The sequence below is a fragment of the Micromonospora sp. ATLC16 genome, assembly GCF_057196645.1.
Map to the genome: position 1 here is coordinate 1 of NZ_JBXUOW010000047.1, position 22,303 is coordinate 22,303.

General features: G+C 68.7%; 17 protein-coding genes and 1 pseudogene. 16 read left to right on the plus strand and 2 right to left on the minus strand.

Going from position 1 to position 22,303, the window contains the following annotated elements; all coding sequences use genetic code 11:
- The 7 genes and pseudogenes from AC2CHE_RS19000 to AC2CHE_RS19030 all read left to right on the plus strand — a co-directional run.
- Positions 1-165: pseudogene (locus tag AC2CHE_RS19000) on the plus strand (IS5/IS1182 family transposase); the annotation flags it as partial.
- Between the two features lie 51 nt (positions 166-216).
- Positions 217-474 carry a group II intron maturase-specific domain-containing protein gene (locus AC2CHE_RS19005; RefSeq protein WP_484506265.1) on the plus strand — a complete coding sequence of 86 codons (258 nt, stop codon included), beginning with the start codon at positions 217-219 and terminating at the stop codon, positions 472-474.
- A gap of 231 nt (positions 475-705) precedes the next feature.
- Complete coding sequence (locus AC2CHE_RS19010) at positions 706-1,530, plus strand: transposase family protein (RefSeq protein ID WP_484506240.1); 825 nt, start codon at positions 706-708, stop codon at positions 1,528-1,530.
- A gap of 465 nt (positions 1,531-1,995) precedes the next feature.
- Positions 1,996-2,868 carry a hypothetical protein gene (locus AC2CHE_RS19015; protein ID WP_484506241.1) on the plus strand — a complete coding sequence of 291 codons (873 nt, stop codon included), beginning with the start codon at positions 1,996-1,998 and terminating at the stop codon, positions 2,866-2,868.
- Positions 2,869-3,059: 191 nt separating this feature from the next.
- The gene (locus AC2CHE_RS19020; RefSeq protein WP_484506242.1) at positions 3,060-4,091 is read left to right on the plus strand and encodes an Inducer of phenazine A; all 1,032 of its coding nucleotides are present in this window, start codon (positions 3,060-3,062) and stop codon (positions 4,089-4,091) included.
- 197 nt (positions 4,092-4,288) lie between these two features.
- Entirely contained in the window at positions 4,289-6,532 is a 2,244-nt protein-coding gene (locus tag AC2CHE_RS19025) for an iron-containing redox enzyme family protein (RefSeq protein WP_484506243.1), read from the plus strand.
- The gene (locus tag AC2CHE_RS19030; RefSeq protein WP_484506244.1) at positions 6,525-8,363 is read left to right on the plus strand and encodes a carbamoyltransferase family protein; all 1,839 of its coding nucleotides are present in this window, start codon (positions 6,525-6,527) and stop codon (positions 8,361-8,363) included. The genes AC2CHE_RS19025 and AC2CHE_RS19030 overlap by 8 nt, the downstream gene beginning before the upstream one ends.
- 307 nt (positions 8,364-8,670) lie before the next feature.
- Here AC2CHE_RS19030 and AC2CHE_RS19035 read toward each other — a convergent pair whose 3' ends face one another.
- On the minus strand, positions 8,671-9,993 hold the full coding sequence (locus tag AC2CHE_RS19035) for an inositol-3-phosphate synthase (RefSeq protein WP_484506245.1): 1,323 nt from the start codon (positions 9,991-9,993) through the stop codon (positions 8,671-8,673).
- Between the two features lie 912 nt (positions 9,994-10,905).
- Between AC2CHE_RS19035 and AC2CHE_RS19040 the strand changes: the two genes are divergently transcribed.
- Positions 10,906-11,238, plus strand: a complete 333-nt coding sequence (locus tag AC2CHE_RS19040) for a hypothetical protein (protein ID WP_484506246.1) — start codon at positions 10,906-10,908, stop codon at positions 11,236-11,238.
- A 263-nt stretch (positions 11,239-11,501) separates the two neighbouring features.
- Here the strand turns inward: AC2CHE_RS19040 and AC2CHE_RS19045 are convergent, their stop codons facing one another.
- Positions 11,502-12,281 carry a hypothetical protein gene (locus AC2CHE_RS19045; protein ID WP_484506247.1) on the minus strand — a complete coding sequence of 260 codons (780 nt, stop codon included), beginning with the start codon at positions 12,279-12,281 and terminating at the stop codon, positions 11,502-11,504.
- A gap of 161 nt (positions 12,282-12,442) precedes the next feature.
- Between AC2CHE_RS19045 and AC2CHE_RS19050 the strand changes: the two genes are divergently transcribed.
- From AC2CHE_RS19050 to AC2CHE_RS19085, 8 genes are all read left to right on the plus strand, one after another.
- Positions 12,443-13,432, plus strand: a complete 990-nt coding sequence (locus tag AC2CHE_RS19050) for a helix-turn-helix domain-containing protein (RefSeq protein WP_484506248.1) — start codon at positions 12,443-12,445, stop codon at positions 13,430-13,432.
- 205 nt (positions 13,433-13,637) lie between these two features.
- The gene (locus AC2CHE_RS19055) at positions 13,638-13,892 is read left to right on the plus strand and encodes a thiamine pyrophosphate-dependent enzyme (protein ID WP_484506249.1); all 255 of its coding nucleotides are present in this window, start codon (positions 13,638-13,640) and stop codon (positions 13,890-13,892) included.
- The gene (locus tag AC2CHE_RS19060; protein ID WP_484506250.1) at positions 13,889-15,412 is read left to right on the plus strand and encodes a class I adenylate-forming enzyme family protein; all 1,524 of its coding nucleotides are present in this window, start codon (positions 13,889-13,891) and stop codon (positions 15,410-15,412) included. Before AC2CHE_RS19055 ends, AC2CHE_RS19060 begins: the two co-directional genes overlap by 4 nt.
- Entirely contained in the window at positions 15,409-16,758 is a 1,350-nt protein-coding gene (locus AC2CHE_RS19065; protein ID WP_484506251.1) for an alanine racemase, read from the plus strand. The genes AC2CHE_RS19060 and AC2CHE_RS19065 overlap by 4 nt, the downstream gene beginning before the upstream one ends.
- Positions 16,758-17,936 (plus strand): acyl-CoA dehydrogenase family protein, encoded by a 1,179-nt coding sequence (locus tag AC2CHE_RS19070; protein WP_484506252.1) that lies wholly within the window; start codon positions 16,758-16,760, stop codon positions 17,934-17,936. Before AC2CHE_RS19065 ends, AC2CHE_RS19070 begins: the two co-directional genes overlap by 1 nt.
- A 34-nt stretch (positions 17,937-17,970) precedes the next feature.
- Entirely contained in the window at positions 17,971-18,234 is a 264-nt protein-coding gene (locus tag AC2CHE_RS19075; RefSeq protein ID WP_484506253.1) for a phosphopantetheine-binding protein, read from the plus strand.
- A 312-nt stretch (positions 18,235-18,546) separates the two neighbouring features.
- Positions 18,547-20,409: an ABC transporter ATP-binding protein gene (locus AC2CHE_RS19080; RefSeq protein ID WP_484506254.1), complete on the plus strand. Its 1,863-nt coding sequence runs from the start codon at positions 18,547-18,549 to the stop codon at positions 20,407-20,409.
- A complete protein-coding gene (locus tag AC2CHE_RS19085) occupies positions 20,406-22,187 on the plus strand; it encodes an ABC transporter ATP-binding protein (protein ID WP_484506255.1) in 1,782 nt (593 codons plus the stop codon). The genes AC2CHE_RS19080 and AC2CHE_RS19085 overlap by 4 nt, the downstream gene beginning before the upstream one ends.
- The last annotated feature ends 116 nt before the right edge of the window (positions 22,188-22,303 follow it).

Below are 22,303 nucleotides of genomic sequence, written 5' to 3' on the forward strand. Positions count from 1 at the left end.
AACCATGCCCACAACCGGCTCCGCGCGGTCGGCGAACGCGGCAACAGCCTACTCAAGATGACCTTCAAAGCCCTACGCAACGTCAGCCTCTGCCCCTGGAAAATCGGGAACATCGTCGCTGCGGCCCTGGTCATCCTCCACATCGAGCACGGCCGGACCACCTAAAAGCAGGCACTACACACAGTCGCGCACCGTTACTCGGAAAGGCTCACTGACATCTCCGATGCGGATCTCGCCGAGCGGATGAATCCCGTCGTGCGGGGTTGGATGAATTACTACGGCGCGTTCTACAGATCTGCGTTGTATCCCCTCCTGGCACGCGTCAACGCCTACTTGATGCGGTGGCTACGCAAGAAGTTCAAACGACTGCGCGGACGGAAGAAGGCTCAACAGGCATGGACCCGAGCCGTCACCACGAGGCCAAGGTTCTTCGCCCACTGGGCCTGGGTTTCAGGCGTCCCCGCTGTTTGGTGACCAGGACAACAAGAGCCGTATGAACCGAGAGGTTCACGTACGGATCTGTGAGAGCCGGAGGGTGAGATTCCCTCCGGCTACTCGCCAGCAACGCATAAGGGTTGATTGGTGCGACACGGGCGAAGGCGGCGAGTCGGGCGGCAGTGGAAACAGGCGTGGAGCCATCGATAGACACGTCCTTGCGACAGAAACACGTCTTCGAGAGGGCTCCACGTGATTGCCTATCGTGCCATGGTCGACGTCCCGAGGGAACTCGTGCAGCACCTCGCGCGTCTGTTGTACGCACAGCGTCGGGCCTGCGGTACCCGCCGTGGCACCCGGGCGTTGACCTGCTTTTACCAGGCTTTGATGGTGCTCGTCTGGTTCCGCAAGGCCGAGGACATGACCCTGCTCGCCGCCGGCTTCGGCATCTCCAGGGCGACCGCCTACCGCTACCGCGACGAGGGCATCGCCGTGCTCGCCGCTCAGGCCATCGACCTGCACACCGCTCTGCGTCGGGCCGCGGCCGACGGCTGGTCGCACGTGATCCTCGACGGCAAGCTGTTCGACTGCGACCGGCTCACCGAGACGACCTTGTCGGTCAAGGGCGAGGTGATCGATGCCTGGTTCTCCGGAAAGCACCGCGACTTCGGCGCGAACGTCCAAGCGATCATCCGACCCGACGGGCTGCCGATCTGGACATCGGCGGCGCTGCCCGGGCATCTACACGACACCAGTTGCGCCCGCGACCTGGGTGTCACCGCCGCCCTGAACTGGTCCGCCGCCGAACTCGACCTACCCACTCTGGCCGACTCCGGCTACGAAAGCACAGGTCACGGCATCAAAACCCCCGTCAAGCAACCCGCCGACGGCCACCGGCTCGCACCCGACAACCGCGCCTACAACCGACTGCTACGCGGTCTACGTTGGCAAGGAGAACGCGGCTTCGCGATCCTGATCGGACGCTGGAAGACGCTACGCCACACGACCGTCAGCCCACGCCGAACCGGCGACATCGTCGCCGCCGCCCTGCATTTGACCCACTTCGAGTACAAATACCTACCGCAAAGTCGCTGAGATCACTTCAGTAACCGTTACCCATCGGTCCGGTTGGCATCGTCGACTCCACAAAGGCTTCCCTTCTGAGCGCGACCGCCCGCTCGGCTGGCTGCGGACGGGTTCGCCGGCCGCCGGCATCCGGCTGGCTCGCCGCAGGCCCCTACGTGACCTGCCACGGCCGACCGCGTCCGGCCCGGCCCGGTGACACACCCTTCGGACCACCACCTGAACCCGGCCGTTCATCGACCACGACACGACGCTCATGTTCGGTGGCAGGCGTATCGACACCCCCGATTGTGGCTGCGCTCCGCTCCTGGCCATCCGGCGTGGGCTTGTCCTGCCGACGGGTGCCCGATACTTTGACCGGGTCCGTGCCGGGACCGGGTGGTCCGTGGATGCGGCGGGGCGTGCAGGAGAGATCTGCCGGCGGCAGGTCACCGAGCGGACGGGGGTCCGGCCGACATGAAAAGCCCATCGACCATCATGACCGACGCTCCTGACGCGGCTCGCGGCTCGTACGTCGCCCTGCTGGGACTGGACGGATCCGGTAAGTCCACCATTGCGCGCGGCCTGACCGAGAGACTGGCGGCCCGAGGACACCGGCCCAGGTTTCTGCGCTGGCGCGACATCGCCGACCAGGGCGACCGGTTCAATTTCCCGTACCTGTCGCTGCGGCAGCTGCTCATGGAGGCGTGGCGGGTGCGCTACGGCGGGGCGACGGACGCTGCGTCATTGCGCGTCCAGCACGGCCCGCTGGTGTTCGAGGAGTTCAAGCGCGCCGGACTCGACCGGGGCCCGGTGTCACCCACGGGCATCCACCGCTCCGGCGTGCTGGCGTCAGCCATCCTCGAGTTCACCGCGGAGTTGTTGATTCATGCGGAGATTCTCGGCGGATATCTGTCCAACGGCGAGACCGTCGTCACGGAGGGCTTCGGCTACAAGAACATCACGAAGGCGCTGCGGGTGGCCGAGCACATCCCGCACGGCGACGTCTCGCCGGAGTTCATCGCCAGGACGAGCGAGTTCATCACGGACGCGTACTCCAGTCGGTTCCTTCAGCCCGATGTCGGGGTGTTGCTGAAGGTCACGCCGGAGGAGTGCTATCGGCGGATCACGACCAGCCGCAGCGGTGTCGGATTGCTCGAGGACATGGGGTTCGCGGGTCGAGCGGGCCGGTCGTCGTTCATCGAGTTGCAGGGCAAGCTGCTGGCGGAGTACGAGCAGTTGGCCGCCGGCTGGGGTTGGTACCTCGTCGACCTCGCCGACGCCTCCGCCGCGGAAGCCGTCGACACCGTTGCCGAGCTGGTGATACCTGATCTCGGCTCCGGGCGTTCCACGGCCGACCTGCGGTCGTAGGAGCGAGCGTTGCCCGCGCGGCTGACATGCGCGCCTGCGTCTGGTTTCCGTGGTCTTGTCGGCAGGTAGGACGTATGGCAGATTTGAGTTGATTGAGGTAAATTCCACATTACCTGGGAGGTAATGCCGGGAACCACCCGTGGTGCTGCTTTTGCCGGACGTAAGCCGAGTAAGGGACGAGACGGGTAATCGTGAAGCTGCAACGGTACGAGCTGACTCAGCAAATGCGGGACTACGACGCGATGAAGGATCCCAGTGAGCGTCGGTACATCCCTTACCTCATGTACTTCCACCGGGCGAACTTCACCTCGCCATCGGTCAACACCGACCGGTGCGGCTTCCGGATCAGCACCGGGCCGGACGGTGTCAGTGCCTCGGCCGCCGGCCATGTACCGCCGGGCCCGGTCCGCATCCTCGCGGGGGGCTCGACTGCCCTCGGGGTCGGAGCCTCCAGCGACGCGAACACGCTGGCGTCGCTGCTGTGGAGCCGGTACGCGCCCTCGGCGCCGTGGCTGAACTTCGGCAGCTACTGCTTCAACCCGACGCAGGAGGTCCTGCTCCTCACCCTGTACCGACACCTGATGGGGGACATCGAGGAGATCGTCATCTTCTCGGGGATCAACGCCGTCATGGTGGCCCGACTGCCCGAATGGCAGCAGGGTGACCACGGAGCCTTCTTCTTCTGCGGCGAGTACTTCGAGAAGATGGCGGAGCTGCGCGAGCGGAGCCGCAAGGGCTCCAGGTTCTTCGGCCGACGGCCGGCGTCCGCAGCGGCTGTCTCCACTCTCGACGATGTTCGTACCGACGCCCCGACGCTGATCGCCTCGGCTGCCGAAGCGACGCTCCGTCAGCTCGACATCTGGCGACGCATAGCGGGGCCGGACACCCGCATCTCCTACGTCCTGCAGCCGATGGCGCGCTGGATGCGCTACGACCTCTGTCGGGAGGAGCGGATCCTCTTCGAGGAGAACGACCGGATGTCCGAGCTGGGGCCGTGGGAGGAGGCCTTCGCCAGCGTCGCGACAACGGACTTCGCGCAGGCATACGCCACGGCACTACGTGTCGGCTGCGAGAAGCAGAGTATCCGATTCGTCGACCTGAATCCCGTCGTCTCGGCGGCGGCCACCGAACGGGACTGGTGGTTCGTCGACCGTGTTCACTACAGTGACACAGGACACGATTTTGTGGCGAGGGTGACGGCCGAAGCCCTCGACCTCACCTAGATGTCCGTCCCGACCAACGCGCGACCCACTCGGTGACGAAGGCGGTACGCAGCATGTCTTTCATTCGCAGGATCATCGACAGGCTTCTCCGGTGCCGAAAGCGTGCCAGTCGGAAGAAGGACGCGTCGATCTACCCGATGTTCTGATCGCGCGACTCGACGGAGCACGTGTGCCAGGTCCACGAACGGGGAACCACTGTGCACGATGATGCGACAGCCGACAGCGGTGGTCCGACTTCGGGCGCCGTAGGAACGCGCCCTCAGGGCAGCATCGCCACCTCCACTTTCCGCCGGCTCTACGCGGCGGCCGCCGACCCGGAGGCGGTCGTCCGGGACGATGCCCTGCCCGCCGCGGTACGCGCGGAGCTGCGGCTGGCACCGCCCGCCGCCGCACAGTCGCTGAACAGCCTGATCGACGAGACGGCCGACTGGGCGTCGACCGAGGCGAGGCGGTTCCAGGCGTTGGGGGAGTCCCTCGACCCCGTGGGCCGTCAGCTCCTGGTCCGCAGGGTGGGCCTCGGCTGCGCCCCCCTCGGCCTGGCACTCGGTGCCTGGCTGCAATGGCTGACGAGCCCGGGCAGCGCAGACGATCCGCTCTATTTGGACATCCTGCGGCTCTATGCGTCCGATGTCGGCGCCGGCCATCCGGGTGCCGCCCGGGGCGGTGCCTATCTCGCGTTGTTGCGCCAGTTGCGGGTGTCGGAGAACGCGGTGCCGCTGGCGCGACTCGCCGGTGACCCGAGGATCGACGACACCGCCTTCCGCCTGCCCGCGCTGCTCCTCGTGATGAGCCGACGGCCCGACGACTTCTGCCCGGAACTCATCGGAGCCGACCTGTGCCTGCGAGCAGTGGGTCTGCTGCCTCCGCTCAGCCTAGCGCGGGGCGAACTGCCGGCCGACTGGGCGGCCATCGACTACTCCGCGCCCCGCAGCGGGGGGCCCGCGCCGCTCGAGCAGTGCCGCGAGATCGCCGATGGCCTGGCCCGGCAGGGCCCGGAGGTGGCGGCCAGGGTGCAGGCGGCCTTCGTCGGGACACTGGCCGTGCTGCGCGACCAGACCGAGGCGCTGTACGAACAGTCGCGCGCGTCGCTCGACCCCGGATTCGACATGGCGGAGCTGATGCGACTGCGGGCCCGGGAGGGCTCGGTCTACCATCACCAGGTGCTGCTCGAGGAGCGGCCGCTGGCGGCGTGGTTGACGGACTGCTGTGACGATCCGTGGCCCTTCCTCGAGGTGCTGGCCCGCAGCAGGCTGGTGAAGCCGGGCCGGTCGGCTGCCAGCCCGCTGGTCACCGGGCTGGTCAGTGAACGTGGCCCGATGTTCCGGATCTTCTCGCCCGACGACCTCACCATCATCAGCCGGTGGATCGACAGCCTTCCGGCTGGACCCGCTCCGAGGACGTCTGCCGCGGCCCGCCGGTCCATCGCTACCCCGGCTGAAGCCCGGCCCGCGCCGGGCGAAGCGGGTGTCGGACTGCCCGGCACGACGCGGACCGCGGTACCACCCGGGCGCGGCCCGAAGGACCTCCGCGAGGCGTACCACCAGCTGATGGGGCGCACCGTCAGCCCGGAGCTGCGCGACTGGAGCCTGCGCTACGTCCAGGGTTGGCTGGCCCGGGCCCGGTACCGGATGGAACCAGGGTCGGTGCCCCTTCCGCCGCGATGGCAGACCGAGGGACTGCGCCCCTGGCTCCAGACGCAGCACGATCGCCACGGTGTGGAGTTCGAGAAGAGCACGGACATCCCGCTGCCGTCGCGGGAGGCGGTGGTCGACGACGCCGTACAGACGGCGCTGCTGACCCTGATCGACGGCAGCTGGTTGCAGGGTTTCACCGACTACGAGCTGGCCTCGTCGGACATCGGTCACGCGCTCTTCGCGACCTACTTCGACGAACTCGGCAACGGCGAGGCGAAGCTCAACCATCCCCTGATCTATCGCCAGGTGCTAGAGGAGATGGAGGTGGTCCTGCCGCCCACCGCGTCGCCCGCGATGGCGAACTGGCCGGGGTTCCGCGACGAATCCTTTGAGCTGCCGGTCTACTGGCTCTGCATCGGGCGGTACCCGCGCACCTTCCTGCCCGAGATACTCGGCCTCAATCTGGCCATGGAGCTGTCCGGCGTCGGCGGCACCTACCGCAGGGCCAGCATGGCCCTGCGCCGGCACGGCTTCAGCACCCGCTTCGTGGACATCCACAACACCATCGACAACGTCGCCACGGGGCATTCCGCCTGGGCCGCGGACGCGATCGACACCCTGATGTCGGAGCTACCCGGGGTGCCGGGTCCGGGCAGCCGGCCTGCCGTGTGGGAAAGGGTACGAACCGGGTACCGCTCGCTTAACCCGCCCGACGGCATGCTGGCCAGGCGAGCCGCCCGGGTCGCCGGCGGCCGGCGAAGAGGGCGAGCAGTCCCGTCGACGGGGGAGGAGTGGCGCAGTGTCTGAGCTGATCCTCGGGATCTCGTCGTTCTACCACGACAGTGCCGCGGCGCTCGTGCGAGGCGGGGTGCCCGTCGCGGCCGTGCAGGAGGAACGGTTCAGCCGGAAGCGGCATGACCCGTCCTTCCCGGGCCAGGCGGTACGGCACTGCCTCGACACGCTGGGTGTTTCCCTGGAAGACGTCAGTGCCGTCGCCTATTACGAAGATCCCTGGCTGAAGTTCCGCCGGGTGCTGGCGACTCTGGCCGGGGCGGCTCCGGCGAGCTTCCCGGCCTTCGCCCGCACGGTCCCGAGCTGGTTGCGCACTGACGGCAAGCTCCGAGCGGTCGACGTCGTCCGGCGGGAACTCGGGGAGCTCGACGTGGGAGCCGTGCCGGACATCCAGACCCGTCGGCACCACGAGTCCCACGCCGCCTCGGCCTTCTTCCCCAGCCCGTACCGGTCGGCCGCCGTGCTCTGCGTGGACGGCGTGGGCGAGCGGGCCACCACGACCTTGTGGCATGGCCGGGGCACCGGACTACGACCGCTTGCGGAGATCCGGTTCCCGCACTCACTCGGCCTGTTTTACTCCGCCTTCACCTACTTCTGCGGGTTCAAAGTCGATTCCGGCGAGTATAAGCTGATGGGTCTGGCTCCCTACGGCAAGCCGCGCTACGCCGACCTGATCAGGCGGCACCTCATCGATGTCAAGCCGGACGGCTCCTTCCGGATGAACATGCGGTACTTCGCCTACCTGCGCGGGCAGGTGATGACCGGCCGGGCCTTCGAGAAGCTTTTCGGCGGTCCGCGGCGTACGCCCGAGGGCCCCCTGACGGAGCGCGAGTTCGATCTGGCGGCGTCCGTCCAACAGGTGACCGAGGACGTGATGCTCAGCCTGGCCCGTACCGCGCGGGAGCGGACCGGCGAGCGCACGCTCTGCCTGGCCGGGGGCGTGGCGTTGAACTGCGTCGCCAACGGCAAGATCGTGGAGAGCGGCATCTTCGACGAGGTGTGGATCCAGCCCGCTGCCGGCGACGCCGGGGGAGCGTTGGGAGCCGCGCTGGCAGTGGCCATGGAGCGCGGCGCGGCACGGGAGCATGTCGGCAGCGGGCGTGACGCGATGTCCGGCGCGCTGCTGGGCCCGGAGTTCAGCGAGGCGCAGATCGCCGACTACCTGCACAGCCGCGCGGTTCCGCACCGTCGGCTGGATCGCCGCGACCTGGTGGCGGCGGTCGCGGCGGCACTGGCCGAGGGCAAGGTCGTCGGGTGGTTCCAGGATCGGATGGAGTTCGGCCCGAGGGCCCTGGGGGCCCGCTCGATCCTGGGCGATCCGCGTGATCCGGGCATGCAGTCCGCGATGAACCTGAAGATCAAGTTTCGGGAGTCGTTCCGCCCGTTCGCGCCGTCCGTGCTGGCCGAGGAGGCCAAGGACTACTTCGATCTCCGGCAGGACAGCCCGTACATGCTGATCGTGGCGCAGGTCGCGGCAGCTCAGCAGATACCGGTGTCGGAAACCGGTGCGAACGGTATCGACCTGCTGCACGTCCGGCGCTCCACCATCCCGGCCGTCACCCATGTCGACGGTTCCGCCCGGGTGCAGACGGTCACCGCCGCCGGCAATCCCGCGTACCACGAGCTGCTGACTGCCTTCAAGGCCCGTACCGGCTGCCCGGTCCTGGTCAACACCTCGTTCAACGTCCGGGGTGAGCCGATCGTCAACTCGCCCCACGACGCCTACACCTGCTTCATGCGTACGAACATCGAGATGCTCGCGATGGGCAACTTCCTGCTCGACAAAAGCGAGCAGCCGCCGTGGTCCGAGGAGAGTGACTGGCGAGCGGACATCCCCCTGGATTGAGCACCCGGCAGACCGATGTAGCGAAGGCTGTGGAAGCGATGGTCTCGATCGTACTTTTCGTCATGTATGTCCTTGTGGTCGCGCCGGTCGGCCTGGTGAGTCGGCTCATCCACGACCCGTTGACTCGACGGCGCAGGCGACGGGCGAGGACCTACTGGGTCCCGTCGTCGGCGGACCGCGAGCTGCCGGAAGAGGCGCCGGTCCGGTGACCCGGCGCAGCACGTCGCGCGGGGTGGGCACCGGTTCGGGCAGCACGCGCCGGCGGCCACCAGCCTTCTGTCGGGCCGGTGGTCGCCGACGGGCCGGCTCAGTCCTCGTAGTACTCGATTCCCAAATGGGTGATCTGCTCCTCACCGATGAGCCAGCGGAGCGTGTTCTTGAGCTTGGTCTGCTGGATGAACAGATCGTGCTCCGGGTAGACGCTCGGCGCGTGCTGGGGGCTCTTGAAGTAGAAGGACAGCCATTCCTGCACGCCCTTGAGCCCGGCGCGGTGTGCCAGGTCCATGAAGAGCACCAGGTCGAGTGCCAGGGGTGCGGCCAGGATCGAGTCGCGGCACAGGAAGTTGACCTTGATCTGCATCTGGTAGCCGAGCCAACCGAAGATGTCGATGTTGTCCCAGCCCTCCTTGTTGTCGCCCCGGGGCGGGTAGTAGTTGATGCGCACCTTGTGATGGAAGTTGTCGTACAACTCGGGGTGGAGGTCCGGCTGCAGGATGTGCTCGAGCACGCCGAGCTTGGTGGCCTCCTTGCTGCGGAAGCTGTCGGGATCCTCCAGCACCTCGCCGTCCCGGTTGCCCAGGATGTTGGTCGAGTACCAGCCGTCGAGCCCCAGCATGCGCGCCTTCAGCATCGGGGCCAGCACGGTCTTCAGGAGGGTCTGTCCCGTCTTGAAGTCCTTGCCGCTGACGGGTACGCCGACCGCGCCGGCCAACTCGGTCATCGCCGGCACGTCGGTGGTGAGGTTCGGTGCGCCGTTGATGAACGGCACGCCCTCCTTGAGGGCCGCGTACGCGTAGATCATGGAGGGAGGGATGCTGTCGTCGTCCGCCTCCATGGCGGCTTCGAGCGCGGCCAGGCTCTGGTGGGCCGGGCCGGGCTCGATGAAGATCTCGGTCGAGGCGCACCAGATCACGACCAGCCGGTCGCAGGAGTGCTTCGCCTTGAAGGTACGGATGTCGTCGCGGACGGCTTCGGCCAGCTTCAGCTTGTTCGCCTTGGGCTTGACGTTGTTGCCGGCGATCCGTCGCACATAGTTCTGATCGAAGACGGCCGACATCGGCTCAATCTCCTTCAGCTCCGCGGCGACCGGCTCGATGTGGGTGTACCGGTCGAGCACCCCGCACCGCAGCGCGGCTTCGTACGCCGTGTCCGAGATCGGATCCCAGGCCCCGAAGACGAGCTGGTCGAGGTCGGCGAGCGGCACGACGTCGCGGATGAGCGGTGCGCGGTGCTCGGTCCGCTTGCCGAGCCGGATCGTGCCCATCTGGGTGAGCGATCCGATGGGCTGAGCGTGGCCGCGCCTGATCAGCTCGACGCCCGCGATCACTGTCGACGCCACGGCGCCCAGCCCGACCGTTAGGACGCCCAGCCTGCCTGCGGCGGGCTCGATGTGGTGCTCGGATGTCTCCACGATGTCTCCAGCCTCCAGAGGGTGGTGGCGCACCACTACGCCAGTGCGAATCGGGCCCGCCCCGGGCCGCGACGCGACGGTCACCCGCAGCTACAGCCGCGGCGGCAGCGACGCCACCTTGTTTGTGGCCACTGACGCGTCGAGGAGCGGCAGGCCAATGATGACCTATCAGCGCGATGTATCGTGCCGATACATCGCAACGTTATTGGTTCTCGTGCATATCGCGCAAGCCGTCGGCGGTGTGCGTACCGTCGGTCGGACCTCGGACCTCGGACCTCGGACCTCGGACCTCGGACCTCGGACCTCGGACCTCGGACCTCGGACCTCGGTCGCTCGCGTGGCATCCAGGAGGCCGCCACGGGTCCGTCGGTGCTCCCCACGGGCACCGCCGCCTCGGTCCGACTGACCGTGCTCCGGCCGCCATTGCTGCGTGAGGGTGCATGGCTGGGTGGCGACAACCAAGGCGATCTATGGCATAGTTGCCATTTCTTGATCGTGTGCTCGACCCCGGCCTTTCGTGCGGGAGACGGGCACCGTTCTCATCCGAATCCGGACACGGGGGCGTGACTGAAGTGCGCAGAGATCGTGAGTAGCGGGACGGTCCCCGTCGGACCGGGGAGGCGACCGCCTCCTCCCGGACCGGTACGGCCCGGACCTAGTCGACGTCACGTCGTCACCGGGCCGGACGATGTCGTGGGCGCAGGCCCGACGAGCATCGGCGAGTCGCATCACCCACACCCCGACGGGGTCGAGGGGCCGGCGGTCGACCGCTCCGGTGGATGACGTGGTCGCGGTGCGAGACCGGCGTGGCGCGACGCCGGACCGGCGCCCGCCTCGAGGATACGGTGCCGGTGCTGGTCCGCGCCGCCGGTGACGGCGGAGGGCGAGAAGGCCGACCATGAGGTGCTCTCGTTGACATCGACGAACGACGCCGGATCCGTCCCGGCCGGGGTCGGACCGGACGTGGTCGCCGCCGCCGGTCCACTCGGCCGGCCCCGGACGGGGATCGCCATGAGCCCCGTCGGATCCGGGTCTGCGGCGCACCGCCACCCGGAGGTCGCAGACGTCGAGGCAGACCTGGTCGATGTCCTGCGCAGCACCCATCCCGTCCGGATCGGTGCGGTCCTACGCCGGATAGAGGCGGAGGTCGAGGCCAGCTATCCGGCCGCCGAGGCGGCGCGGCTCCTGGGGAGGGTGGTCGTCGCCGCCGTCACCCCTCCTCGGCTTCGGCGGAGCCGCGGCTGACCGGGCAGGAACGGCGGGTTGGCGTGCTCCGGTGGGGGCTATCCCCGGCACGAATGTGGGTGAGAGCCGCCTTCTGTGGGTCCGCGTCGGGCTCATAGCGTCAGGCCGATGAAGGGCGGCCGAAGGCGCGGCCCTGGTTTCCGGAGGAGTTGCCCATGGTACGGAGATCCTGCACAGCCATATTCACCTCATTGATTGCCGGCTGTCTCACAGTAACGTCCGCGGCACCCTCGTCCGCCTCCCGCACCGCGTGCCCAAGCGGGTCAGACGCGCACCGATTGCGAGATGCGTCGACAGACCGCCAGCACGTCCTCGACCCACCGGCCAGGATTCTCCGGCGTGTAGTCGCGCATTGTCTCCAGCGTCCAGTACTCATCGAACGAGAGCACATCCTGCGGCGTATCGCGCAGTTGGCGCGCCGACCACTTGGGACTCTGGGCGAACTTACCATTCTCGGCGAGCAGCGCCTGGACCGCGCAACCGAGGGCGAGTCGCGCGGAAAGGACCGCGCTCTCCACGTCCCCGGAACGTAGTTGGCCGACCGCGTCCTCCAGGAAGAGGTGAGAGTTGTGGAGCGATCGGGACGTCAGAATGGAACGCAGCGCGGACCGCTGCATCTGCTTGCGACGCCGGAGCAACCAGTCCTCACCGGTCACCGCGACCGCGTAGCCGAGACCCTCCAGGAAATCCACCTCACGGGAGGTGAGGAGTGCGCCCGCCGACTCGTTCGTCTCGAACTCGGTCCAGCTGACCTTCTCCAGAACTTGGTCGACCTGACTATCCAACCAGTACTGCACGTCCCACTGCTCGCGGTTGACCCGGGTCTGCTCGATGGTGATCGTATCCGGGCGCAAGGCCACCGGGGCGACGCTGCTGCCCGGACCGGGCCACCGATCCTCAACGATTACGTAGAAATCGAGGTCGCTGCCGGCGTTGCCCCAACCGCGCACGCGCGAACCGGCGACATACACCGCGTGGACCGTGCCCGGCAACAGTCCGCGGCCCCGCAACTGCGACAGGTGGCGAGAGTAGGCCGTGTTCATCTCGATGCCACCACGCTCCGCTTCGGAAGACGGACGGCATCAGGATATCTGCCGGCTGGCCGGCCACCGACCCGGTGCGCGCCGGCACCGGCGGCTGCCGATCGGCGCGCGGGGCGGAGGGTTCACCGGAGATCCGCCGACACCGTCCGCAACGGCCCGTCATGATCAGTATCGAGGTCGCCACGGAGGCGCTCGGCCAGGTTCGTGTCGCCATCAGCCCGTTGTGGGAGGCGGTGGCCAGTTTGCAGTTGTTGGCCCCGGACCGCCCCGTGCCGTGGCCGTACAGCAGGTGGGCCGAGTCCGCGCGCCGCCGGCTGGCGGGGCGCCCCGGCGGCGAGCTGATTCGATGCTTCCGAGAGCTGGCGGGCCCCGTGCCGGCATTTCTCACCCCGCTGCCCACCGCACCGATGCGCACCATCGAGGAGGAGCTGGCGGAGCTGCGGCAGACGCCGATGGATCTCGTCCGCGCGCAGCTCGCCCGCCGCGTCGTCGTGGACCCTCCGGGCGGCGGGGGAACCGAGCCATGGCTGCGGTGGTGTGTCGACGCGTTCGACGACTACTGGCAGATCGCGCTGCGCCCGTACTGGGCGATGATTCGCTCCGCCCTGCGCGACGACGTCCTGCACCGGGGCCACACGCTGGCTACCCGAGGGCCGGCTGCGCTCCTGGACCAATTGGAGGGCCGCCTGCATTGGGAGCCCCCGCGACTGCTGCTCGCCGGATCGGCGCCGTCGGTCAGCGTCCGCTGCGACCGGAGTCTGGTGGTCGTTCCGCTACTGTTCGGTCGACGGACGTTGTGCTGCGTGAGTGACACCGGCAGTGTCGCCGTATCGTTCCAGGCGCGTGGCGCCGCGATGCTGGAGAGCAGGCACCCCGGTACGAACGAGCGCCTGGATCGGCCGGAGCGTGGGGATCGCCTGCGGATCCTCGTCGGCCGTGCCCGGGCGGCGGTGTTGCGCGGCCTCGCCACGCCAACCACGACCTCGGCGCTGGCCAGCTCGCTCGGCCTCTCTGCCAGCACCGTCTCGGAGCACCTGAGCGCGTTGGTCGCCGCCAACGTCGTGCGGCGGCGTCGGGTCGGTGGGCGTGTGCTCTACGAACTCGACCGCGCGGGCGACGCGCTGCTGGGATACCTCGACAACGGCGCGTGACTGACGTTCGCGCAACCGCGTGCGGCTTGGCCCAGCACGTGATCTAGCCATTTCCGAGCAACGGCAGGGCTGCCGAACTACGCGATTCGGCCAGCGCCGAATCCATCGCGTGACGTCTTCCGCTCGGCTAGCGTCGCCGCCATCGGGTTCGACGTTCTGACGCCGCCGTACAGCGACATCGTTGGTGATGCGGGGGAGGTGAACCATGTACGCGTCGCGCGACCTCTTTGCCAGCGGATACGCCGAGCAGCATTGCTATCCGCACGGATCCATGGGTCACGCCGCCGCGCTCGGCCTGGGGCCGGCGTCGGCGCGAAAGCCGGGGGATCCGGTCGTGGTTCCGGGCGGCGACGGCGCCGAGCTCCTGCACCTGGGCACGCTGTCCACGCTCCGGGGCGCGCGGCCGGTGCCGCTGGTGCACCTGGTGTTCGAGGCTCGGGCGCTTGAGGTCGGGGCGTGAGCGCCGTCGCGCCGCAGATAGCGGAACCGGCCAAGCTCGTCCCGGCGCTGCTGGATCGCGCCGCCGCCGCCCGGCCCGAGGTCATCGCGGTACGCGACCGCGACGGTGCGCTGACCTACGGTGAGTTGGCCCGGCTCTCTTGGGCCGCCCGTACCTGGTTCGCCGAGCAGGGCGTCGCCCCCGGCGACCGGGTCGCCATCCAGGCAACCGGGCGTGGCGTCATGGTCGCGGCGCTGTTCGGCTGCCTGCGGCTCGGCGCCGTCGCCGTGCCGTTCAGCCCCGAGCTGACCCCGTATCAGCTCTCCTATCTGCTCTCGGACACCAAGGCCGCCTTGCTGATCTGCGACGACCGTGACCGGGCGGCCCAGTGCGCGGTCGCGAGCGCGACCCTCGACGGCCTCGCCGCCGGGCTGGCAGCGGTCCGTCCGGCGGCCCTTGATGCCTCCGCGCCCGGACCGGCGTCCGGCGACCTGGCGCTGTTGCTCTACACGTCGGGCAGCACAGCCCAGCCCAAGGGCGTGGCGTGCACCCATGCGCAGATCTGCTTCGCCGCCGGCGCGATTGCCCAGCGGGTCGCCTACCGGCCGGACGACGTAGTGTTCTGCCGTCTGCCACTCTCCTTCGACTACGGCCTCTACCAGGTCTTCCTCTCGGCGATTGCCGGCTGCACGCTGGTGCTGGCCGAGGCCGGGCAGGACACCGACCTGATCGGGCAGCTGGCTCGGCACGGTGCCACCGTGGTGCCGCTGGTGCCGTCACTGGCCACCATGCTGCTCGCCCTCAGCGCCCGAAAGCCCGCTGCCAGCCAGAAGTTGCGGCTAAGGCTGTTCACCAACACGGGCGAGCATCTGCCGCCCGCCACGGCCGACGCGTTGCGAGCCCGGTTTCCGGGCTCGGGCGTGCAGATGATGTTCGGCACAACGGAATGCAAACGAATCACCGTGGCGGATGTCGACGCCTACCTGACCCGGCCCGGTTCCGTGGGTCGGGCACTGCCCGACACCGAGGTGCGGATCGTCGGCCCCACCGGCGACCCGCTGCCCCCGGGCGAGATCGGGGAGATCTGCGTCACCGGCCCGCACCTGATGGAGGGCTACTGGAAGGCCCCCGAACTCACGGCGCAGCGATACCGCCGGGACGTCAGGACCGGTGAACGAGTGCTGCACACCGGTGACTTCGGCCGGATGGACGCGGACGGGCAGCTGTACTTCGAGGGCCGCCGCGACCAGCTCTTCAAGCTGCGCGGCGTCCGGGTATCCACGACCGAGGTGGAGGCCGCGGCCGCCGCGCTGCCGGGGGTGCGCATCGTCGCGATGCTCCCACCGGCCGCGGGCCGCGAGGCGATCCTCTGCGTGGCCGGCGAGGTCACGGGCGACGACGTGCTGCGGCGGCTGCGGGAACGGCTCGGTCCGGCGAAGGCTCCGCCCCGGTGTCGGGTGCTGTCGGCCATTCCGCTGACTCGCAACGGCAAGGTCGACCGGATCCGGCTCGAGCAGATGGTGCAGGGGAGCGAGACGTGAGCGACACCATGGCACCGGATCAGGAGCGCTCGTCGGCGGGTGCCCGGCCCGCGGCGGCGAAGCTCGTCGCCGACTACGGCAGCCCGCTCTACGTCTACGAACTGCGGGAGGCGGAGCGAGCCGCGTCCGAACTGTCCCGCTGCCTACCCGAGCCCGCCACGCTGTACTACTCGCTCAAGGCCAACCCGCACCCGGTGCTCGCGGGCGCCCTGCACGCCGCAGGATGCGGAGCCGAGATCAGCTCGATCGGGGAGCTCGAGGCGGTCCGGCAAGCGGGGATCCCCGGCGACCGGTGCCTGTACACCGGTCCCGGCAAGAGCCGGCAGGAAATCTCCGCCGCCCTCGCCGCGGGCGTGCGCAGCTTCTCCGTCGAGTCCGCGGCCGACTACCGGAAGGTCGCCCGGGAGGCGTCGGCGCTCGGTACCGCGGCGCGCTGCCTGCTGCGGGTGAACTCCCAGCGCAGCCACGGCGGCAGCGGGTTGCGCATGACCGGGACCGCTACGCAGTTCGGGGTGGATGCGGCAGAAGTGCGTCGCGCTCCGGCGGCGTTCGCGCCGCTGCCCGGCGCGCGAATCGTCGGCCTGCACTTCTTTCCCCTTAGCAACGCCGAGGCGTGGCAGACAGTTGCCGACGAGATGACCGCGAGCATCGCCGAGGCCGCCCGCCTGCAGGCGGAGCTGGGAGTCGAGCTGCAGGTGGTGGACTTGGGTGGCGGGTTTGCCGCACCCTACGCCGTCGCCGGGCAGTCCCCGGACTACTCGCCCCTGCGACCGGTCCTCGAAGCGGCGCTGGACACGCACTTGGCCGGCTGGCGGTCCGGACGACCGGAGATCGCCTTCGAGTCCGGACGGTTCTTGGCGGGCCGCAGCGGCAGGCTGCTGTGCACCATTGAGGACGTCAAGGTCAGCGGGGACAGCACCTTCGTGGTGCTGGACGGCGGCATCAACCAGTTGGGCGGCCTGTCCGGTCTGGGCCGCCTGCTGCCGCTCAAGGCCGCGGTTCGACAGGTCGCGCGGCGTGAGGACGGCTCGGTCGGCTCGGACGAGGACCTGCAGGAGTGCCAGGGGGCGGCCACCGTGGTGGGGCCGTTGTGCACGCCCGCCGACCGGCTCGCCGCTGGCCAGGTGCTGGCGGGTGTCAGCCCCGGGGACCTGATCGAGATCCCCAACGTCGGTGCGTACGGCCTGACCGCCAGCCTCGTCGGCTTTCTCAGCCGGCCTGCGGCCGCGGAGGTGGTACTGCGCGACGGGACGCCGTGCGATGCGTCCCGGCTGACGCTGCGCCGCATCCCCTTCGTACCGTCCACCGGCCCTGCGCCGGACATTTTCGACCGCATGGGGGAGTGATGGAGGCGTCTCACCGCAACGAGGTGCTGGAGGCCGCAGCCAGCGTACGTACCATCCTGCGTCAGCATGCCGACACGACCGACGAGGAGGCGCGGGTCTGCGAACCCGGCATGGCCGAGCTGCGGCGCAGCGGCCTGATGGGGCTGCTGGTCCCGCAGGAGCACGGAGGCCTCGGCGGGGACCTGACGGACCTGGTCGAGATCGCGCAGCTGCTGGCCGACGGATGCATCTCCACCGCGATGATCTGGGCTATGCACTGCCAGCAGGTCGACACGCTTGTCCACTTCGCCGCCCCGGCGCTGCAAGACAGGCTGCTGCCTCGCATCGCGCGTGGGGAGCTGTATCTGGCGTCGGTAACCACCGGTCCGAGCACTGGCGGTCATCTGCTCTCCAGCGCCTCCCCGCTCACCGATACGGCACAGGGGCTGCAGGTGGACCGCGAGGCGCCCATCGTCACCGGAGGGGTGTACGCCGAAGGCTTCCTGATCACGATGCGCAGTTCACCGGACGCCCCGGAGAACGAGGTCTCGCTGGTCTACGCCGACCGCGACCAACTGGACGTCGTCGAACGCGGGGACTGGGACACGCTGGGCATGCGCGGCACGCACAGCCTTGGGCTCAAGCTCATGGGCGTGGTGCCCCGCTCGCAGGTGGTGGGCGGGGACGGCGGATTCCGTACGGTGGCCCTGGAGAGCATGGCCCCGGTAGGGCACCTGGCCTGGGCAGCCTGCTGGCTCGGCGCCGCCCGGAGCGCACTGGGCGAGCTTGTCGGACTGCTCCGCTCCGCCGAACGACCGCGCGGCATCGACGTCCGCTCCGAACTGGTGGCCGAGCGGCTTGCGCGGATCCGAATGGACCTGGAGCTGGTCGGCGCCTACCTCAACCGGGTAACCGACGAGGTCATCCGGTTACGCGCCGCCGGCACGAGCCTGGCCGGAACGGCGATGCAGATCCATTTGAACACGCTGAAGGTCACCGCCGCGGAACTGACCTTCCAGAGTGTCGACCGGATGGTTCAGCTCGCCGGCCTGTCCATCGGATATCGGCGCCGGTCCGCCGTGCCCCTCGAGCGTCACTTCCGCGACTTGCGCTCGGCCGCCCTGAACTACTCGAACGACCGCCTACTGACGGCTACGGGTGCATTGACCCTAATGGACCGCTCCGTAAACCTGGCGTGACTTAGCCGCCACGGCCTGGACAGGAGAGTGAACGATGACCGGTGCTGGCTGGCCCGATGACTTCGAGAAGGCAGTGAGGCAGTACCTGCCGCTACTCGGAGAGGGTGTGGAGCTCACCGCTGAGGTGTCCCTGCCCGCGCTGGGTCTGGACTCCCTGTCCACCGTCGGACTGCTCGTCGAGGTTGAGGAGGCTTTCGCCGTGCAGTTCCCCGACGAGGATTTGCGGGCCGAAACCTTCTCCACTCCGGCCGCCCTGTGGGCGGTGGTCGAACGGCTGCGCATGGAGGCCGGAAAATGACTGGCGACCATACGCCGAACCCGCTGGCCTTCGGGCAGATGCCGGTCTCGCGGGTCATGGGGAAGTATCCGCTGAAGCGCTGGTCGGGGACGTATTTGCGGAGTTGCGTTTCGGTGCCCGGCGGCACCACCACGGTCCGGGCCGTCCGGGTGGTCAGCACGCTCTGTCGCAGGTACGAGGCGCTGAGCGCGTCGTTCGTCGACTTTACGGCAAGCCCGCGCCCGCATGTCTGTCCCTTACACCTAAACGCATCGGTCCTCAAGGCACACCGACGCTGACCCCCGCGCACTAGTTCTAGAGGGATGAGGGCTTATGACCCAATGGCGAACTCTGGGGCGGCAACGCCTCCAGCTGCTGATGCTGCTTAGTGGGACAGGGCGCGGGACGCTGAGCGGGCTGCTGCTGGCGCACCTAGTGTCCGCCCTGGCACCAGCGGCCACCGCCGTGGCCACCGGACGGCTGCTCACGCGCGCCCTGGGGGCAGAATCAGTTGGTGAGATGCTGCCCCACCTGGCCCTTGTGGCAGTCGTGGTGCTGGTGGGCCAGTGCACGGAGCTTCTCCGCGAGCCGCTCGACATCCTCGCGGCCCGCCGGATCGACGGCCAGATGCGCTCCGAGGTACGCCGCCGGGTGGCTGAACCACGCGGCATCTCCCACCTCGACGACAGCAAGTACGGTGCGGACGTTGCCCGGGTGTCGGAGCTCGGCGGCTGGCGCACTCGTACTCCGGGAACCGGCGCCGTCGGCCAGTTGATTCTGCTGGGGCGGCTGACCGGGGCGGTGGGCTGCGCCGCGGTGCTGGCGTGGTATGAGCCCTTGCTGGGCCTTGCGCTGCTGACCGCGACCCTCGTGATGCGGTCCATCATCCGACGGCAATGGGTGCGCCTGGGCACCATCTGGGATGCCCGGGCCAGCGACCGGAACCGGATGGAGTACTGGTCGGATACGCTCACCGGTTCCGCCGCTGCCAAGGAGGTGCGGCTGTTCGGTTTGGAGAGCTGGCTGAATGCCCGGCATCGGATGCAGTCCGAGGATTGGCTCGGCGAGATCTGGCGGGAGCGGCGGGGCGTCCTGCGCCGACAGTGGATCACTTTCGCCCTGGCCGGGGGAGCAGGTTTCGCGGCGCTGTACGTCCCGGGTAGGGCATTGGCTGGCGGCGGTCTCACGTCCGGCGACCTGGTGACGATGGTCCTCGCCGCCTGGGGCGTCTTCGCCGCTGGCATCATGGGACACGAGGCGTTTGCCATCGAATACGCCACCGGAGCCCTGCAGGCCTTCGATCGAATGCGCTCGCATGAACTCGCCGTCGCGGTGCAGGAGACCGGAGTAAGGCCTGCCCCCGAATCGACCCCGCACATCAGCATCCAGGGTGTCGGCTTCTCCTATCCGGGGACGGACCGCAAGGTGCTCGACGGACTGGACCTGGAGATTCGGCCCGGCGAGGTGCTGGCCGTGGTCGGCCAGAACGGGGCCGGCAAGACCACCCTGCTCAAGATTCTCACCGGGCTGCAGCAGCCCAGCGAGGGGCGGGTGAAAGTCGACGGCCTCGACCTGGACCGGTTGGACATCACATCCTGGCGCCGCCGCATCTCCGCGGTCTTCCAGGACTTCGTGCACTATCCGCTCACCGTCCGGGAGAACATTGCCCTGGGCGCGCCGGAAGTCGAGGCGACCGATGAAAGCATCATGGCCGCGGTCCGGGCGGCGGGTGCCGTTGACCTCGTCGGACGGCTTCCGCAAGGGCTGGACACCCTGCTCACCCGCGAACACCGGGGCGGGGTCGACGTATCCGGCGGGCAGTGGCAGAAGATCGCCATCGCCCGGGCGATGTTCGCGGTGGCGCATGGTCGCAGACTGCTCATTCTCGACGAACCTACTGCGCACCTGGACGTTCGGGCGGAGATGGGCTTTCACGAGCAAGTGATCGCGGCCGTCTCGCACGTGAGTGTCGTGGTGATCTCACACCGACTGTCCACCGTGCGCAACGCCGACCGGATTGTGCTGCTGACCGGCGGTCGGGTCACGGAAGCAGGAAATCACCGCGAGCTGATGGATCTAAGCGGCCATTACGCCAGGCTCTACCGGCTCCAGGCAGACCGGTTCGGCGATGGCCCGGTGGCACCTGGTGCCCCCGAGGCCGTGGCTACGGCACGTCCGCAAGGAGCGAAGGCGTGAAGGCCGGGTCCAGCGTGTTGCTCGCGATGCTCCGCATCGCCCACCGAGCGGACGCCCGGGCCACCACCGTCGTTCTAGTGCTGGCCTTCCTCAACGCCGTGGCCGTGGCTGCTACCGGCCTCAGCGTGCGTGACCTGACCAACTCCGCCAGGCTCGGCGAATGGCACGGGATCCTGCTGGCGGCCTCGATTGGCGCCCTCGCCTACGCCATGATCGCCTCGGCCCAACGAGTACAACACAACCTTCAGGTCGACCTGACCGAGAGGGTCGACCTCGAACTGAGCCAGCGACTGAACGCGATGACTGCAGGTGCCCCGACCTTGGAGCATCTGGAACGCACGGAGTTCCTGGACCGGCTGAGTCAGATTCGGTCGGGCACGGAGACCCTCGCGGCCGCCTGCTGGGGGGCGGTCGGTGCCGCCTCGTCGCTGCTGAGCCTGGGGCTGAGCGCCTGGCTCCTGGCGGGTGTGCACCCGGTGCTCTCCGCGCTGGTGCTGCTGGCCGCTCCGCCGTTGTACTTCTCTCGCCGGGCATCGGAGCTGCTCGCCCGCGCCCGTGACCAGAGCGCCGAGGCCGAGCGTCGGGAGCTGCGATTGCACCGGCTGGGTACGTCACCGGAGGCGGCTAAAGAGCTGCGAATCAGTGGCAGCGACCGGGACGTGGACAGGCGCGCAGCCGAGTACTGGCAGAGCGCCACCCGGCTGATCGTGCGCGCACTACGCGTCGCGTCGCTCTGGCAGATCGCGGGCTGGGCCTGCTTCGCCGCAGGTTATCTGGCGGCCCTCGCCTTCGTGGCACATGAGGTGAGCCAGGGCCGGGGGACTCCGGGAGACCTGCTGATGGTGGCAAGCCTGTCGGCGTATCTGCGGACGCAGCTCACCACCACGGTGAACGGTCTCTCTCAGCTGGCCGAGGGGCGCCACACCATTCGCAGCTTCCGGTGGCTCCAGACGCACACCGAGCAGCAAGCGCACCGGGGGACCAAGCCGGTGCCGGCACAGCTCACCGACGGCATCCGACTGAGCGGGGTGACCTTCACCTATCCCGGCACAACTCAGCCCGTGCTGCGTGAGGTGAATCTGCATTTGCCGGCCGGCTCGGTGGTGGCGGTGGTCGGCATCAACGGCGCGGGGAAGAGCACCCTGGTCAAGTTGCTCACCGGGATGTACGAACCGGCGCAGGGCGACATCCTCGTCGACGGCGTTCCGCTGCGACAGCTCCGCTTGGATGACTGGCGTGCCCGGACGACCGCGGTCTTTCAGGACTTCTGCAAGCTGGAAGGCAAGGCACAGCACACCGTCGGGGTCGGCAGCGTGACGCAGGCCGACGACGCAGAGGCGATACAGGCGGCGGTGGAAGCGGCAAAGGCACGGGAGGTGACAGAGCGGCTACCGCACGGGCTCGACACCATGCTCGGTCGGAGGTTCGGTGGCACCGAACTCTCCCACGGCCAGTGGCAGAAGCTGGCGCTGAGCCGGGCGCTGATGCGCCGCAAGCCGTTGCTGGCGGTGCTTGACGAGCCGACCGCCGCCCTGGACCCGCAGGTGGAGCACGAGCTCTATGAGCGATTCACGGGCCCCGACCGTCCGGCGGACACCGGCGACGGCGGCATCACCCTGCTCATCTCGCACCGGTTCTCCACGGTCCGGGCGGCGGACCTCATTGTCGTGCTCGACCAGGGGCGGGTGGCGGAGCTTGGCACGCACGACGAACTCAGCCGCGGACAGGGGAAGTACGCCGAGCTGTACGCCGCACAGAGCCGGGCGTACGCGCCGTGATCCCGCTGTACCTGTGGACGGGATCTCCGCGCCATCCGCGACTGTCATCGCTTCTACGAGATGTGCGGCGCGCTGGCTCGCTATCCACGGCTGCCTATGCACGGGTTGTGGTCTGC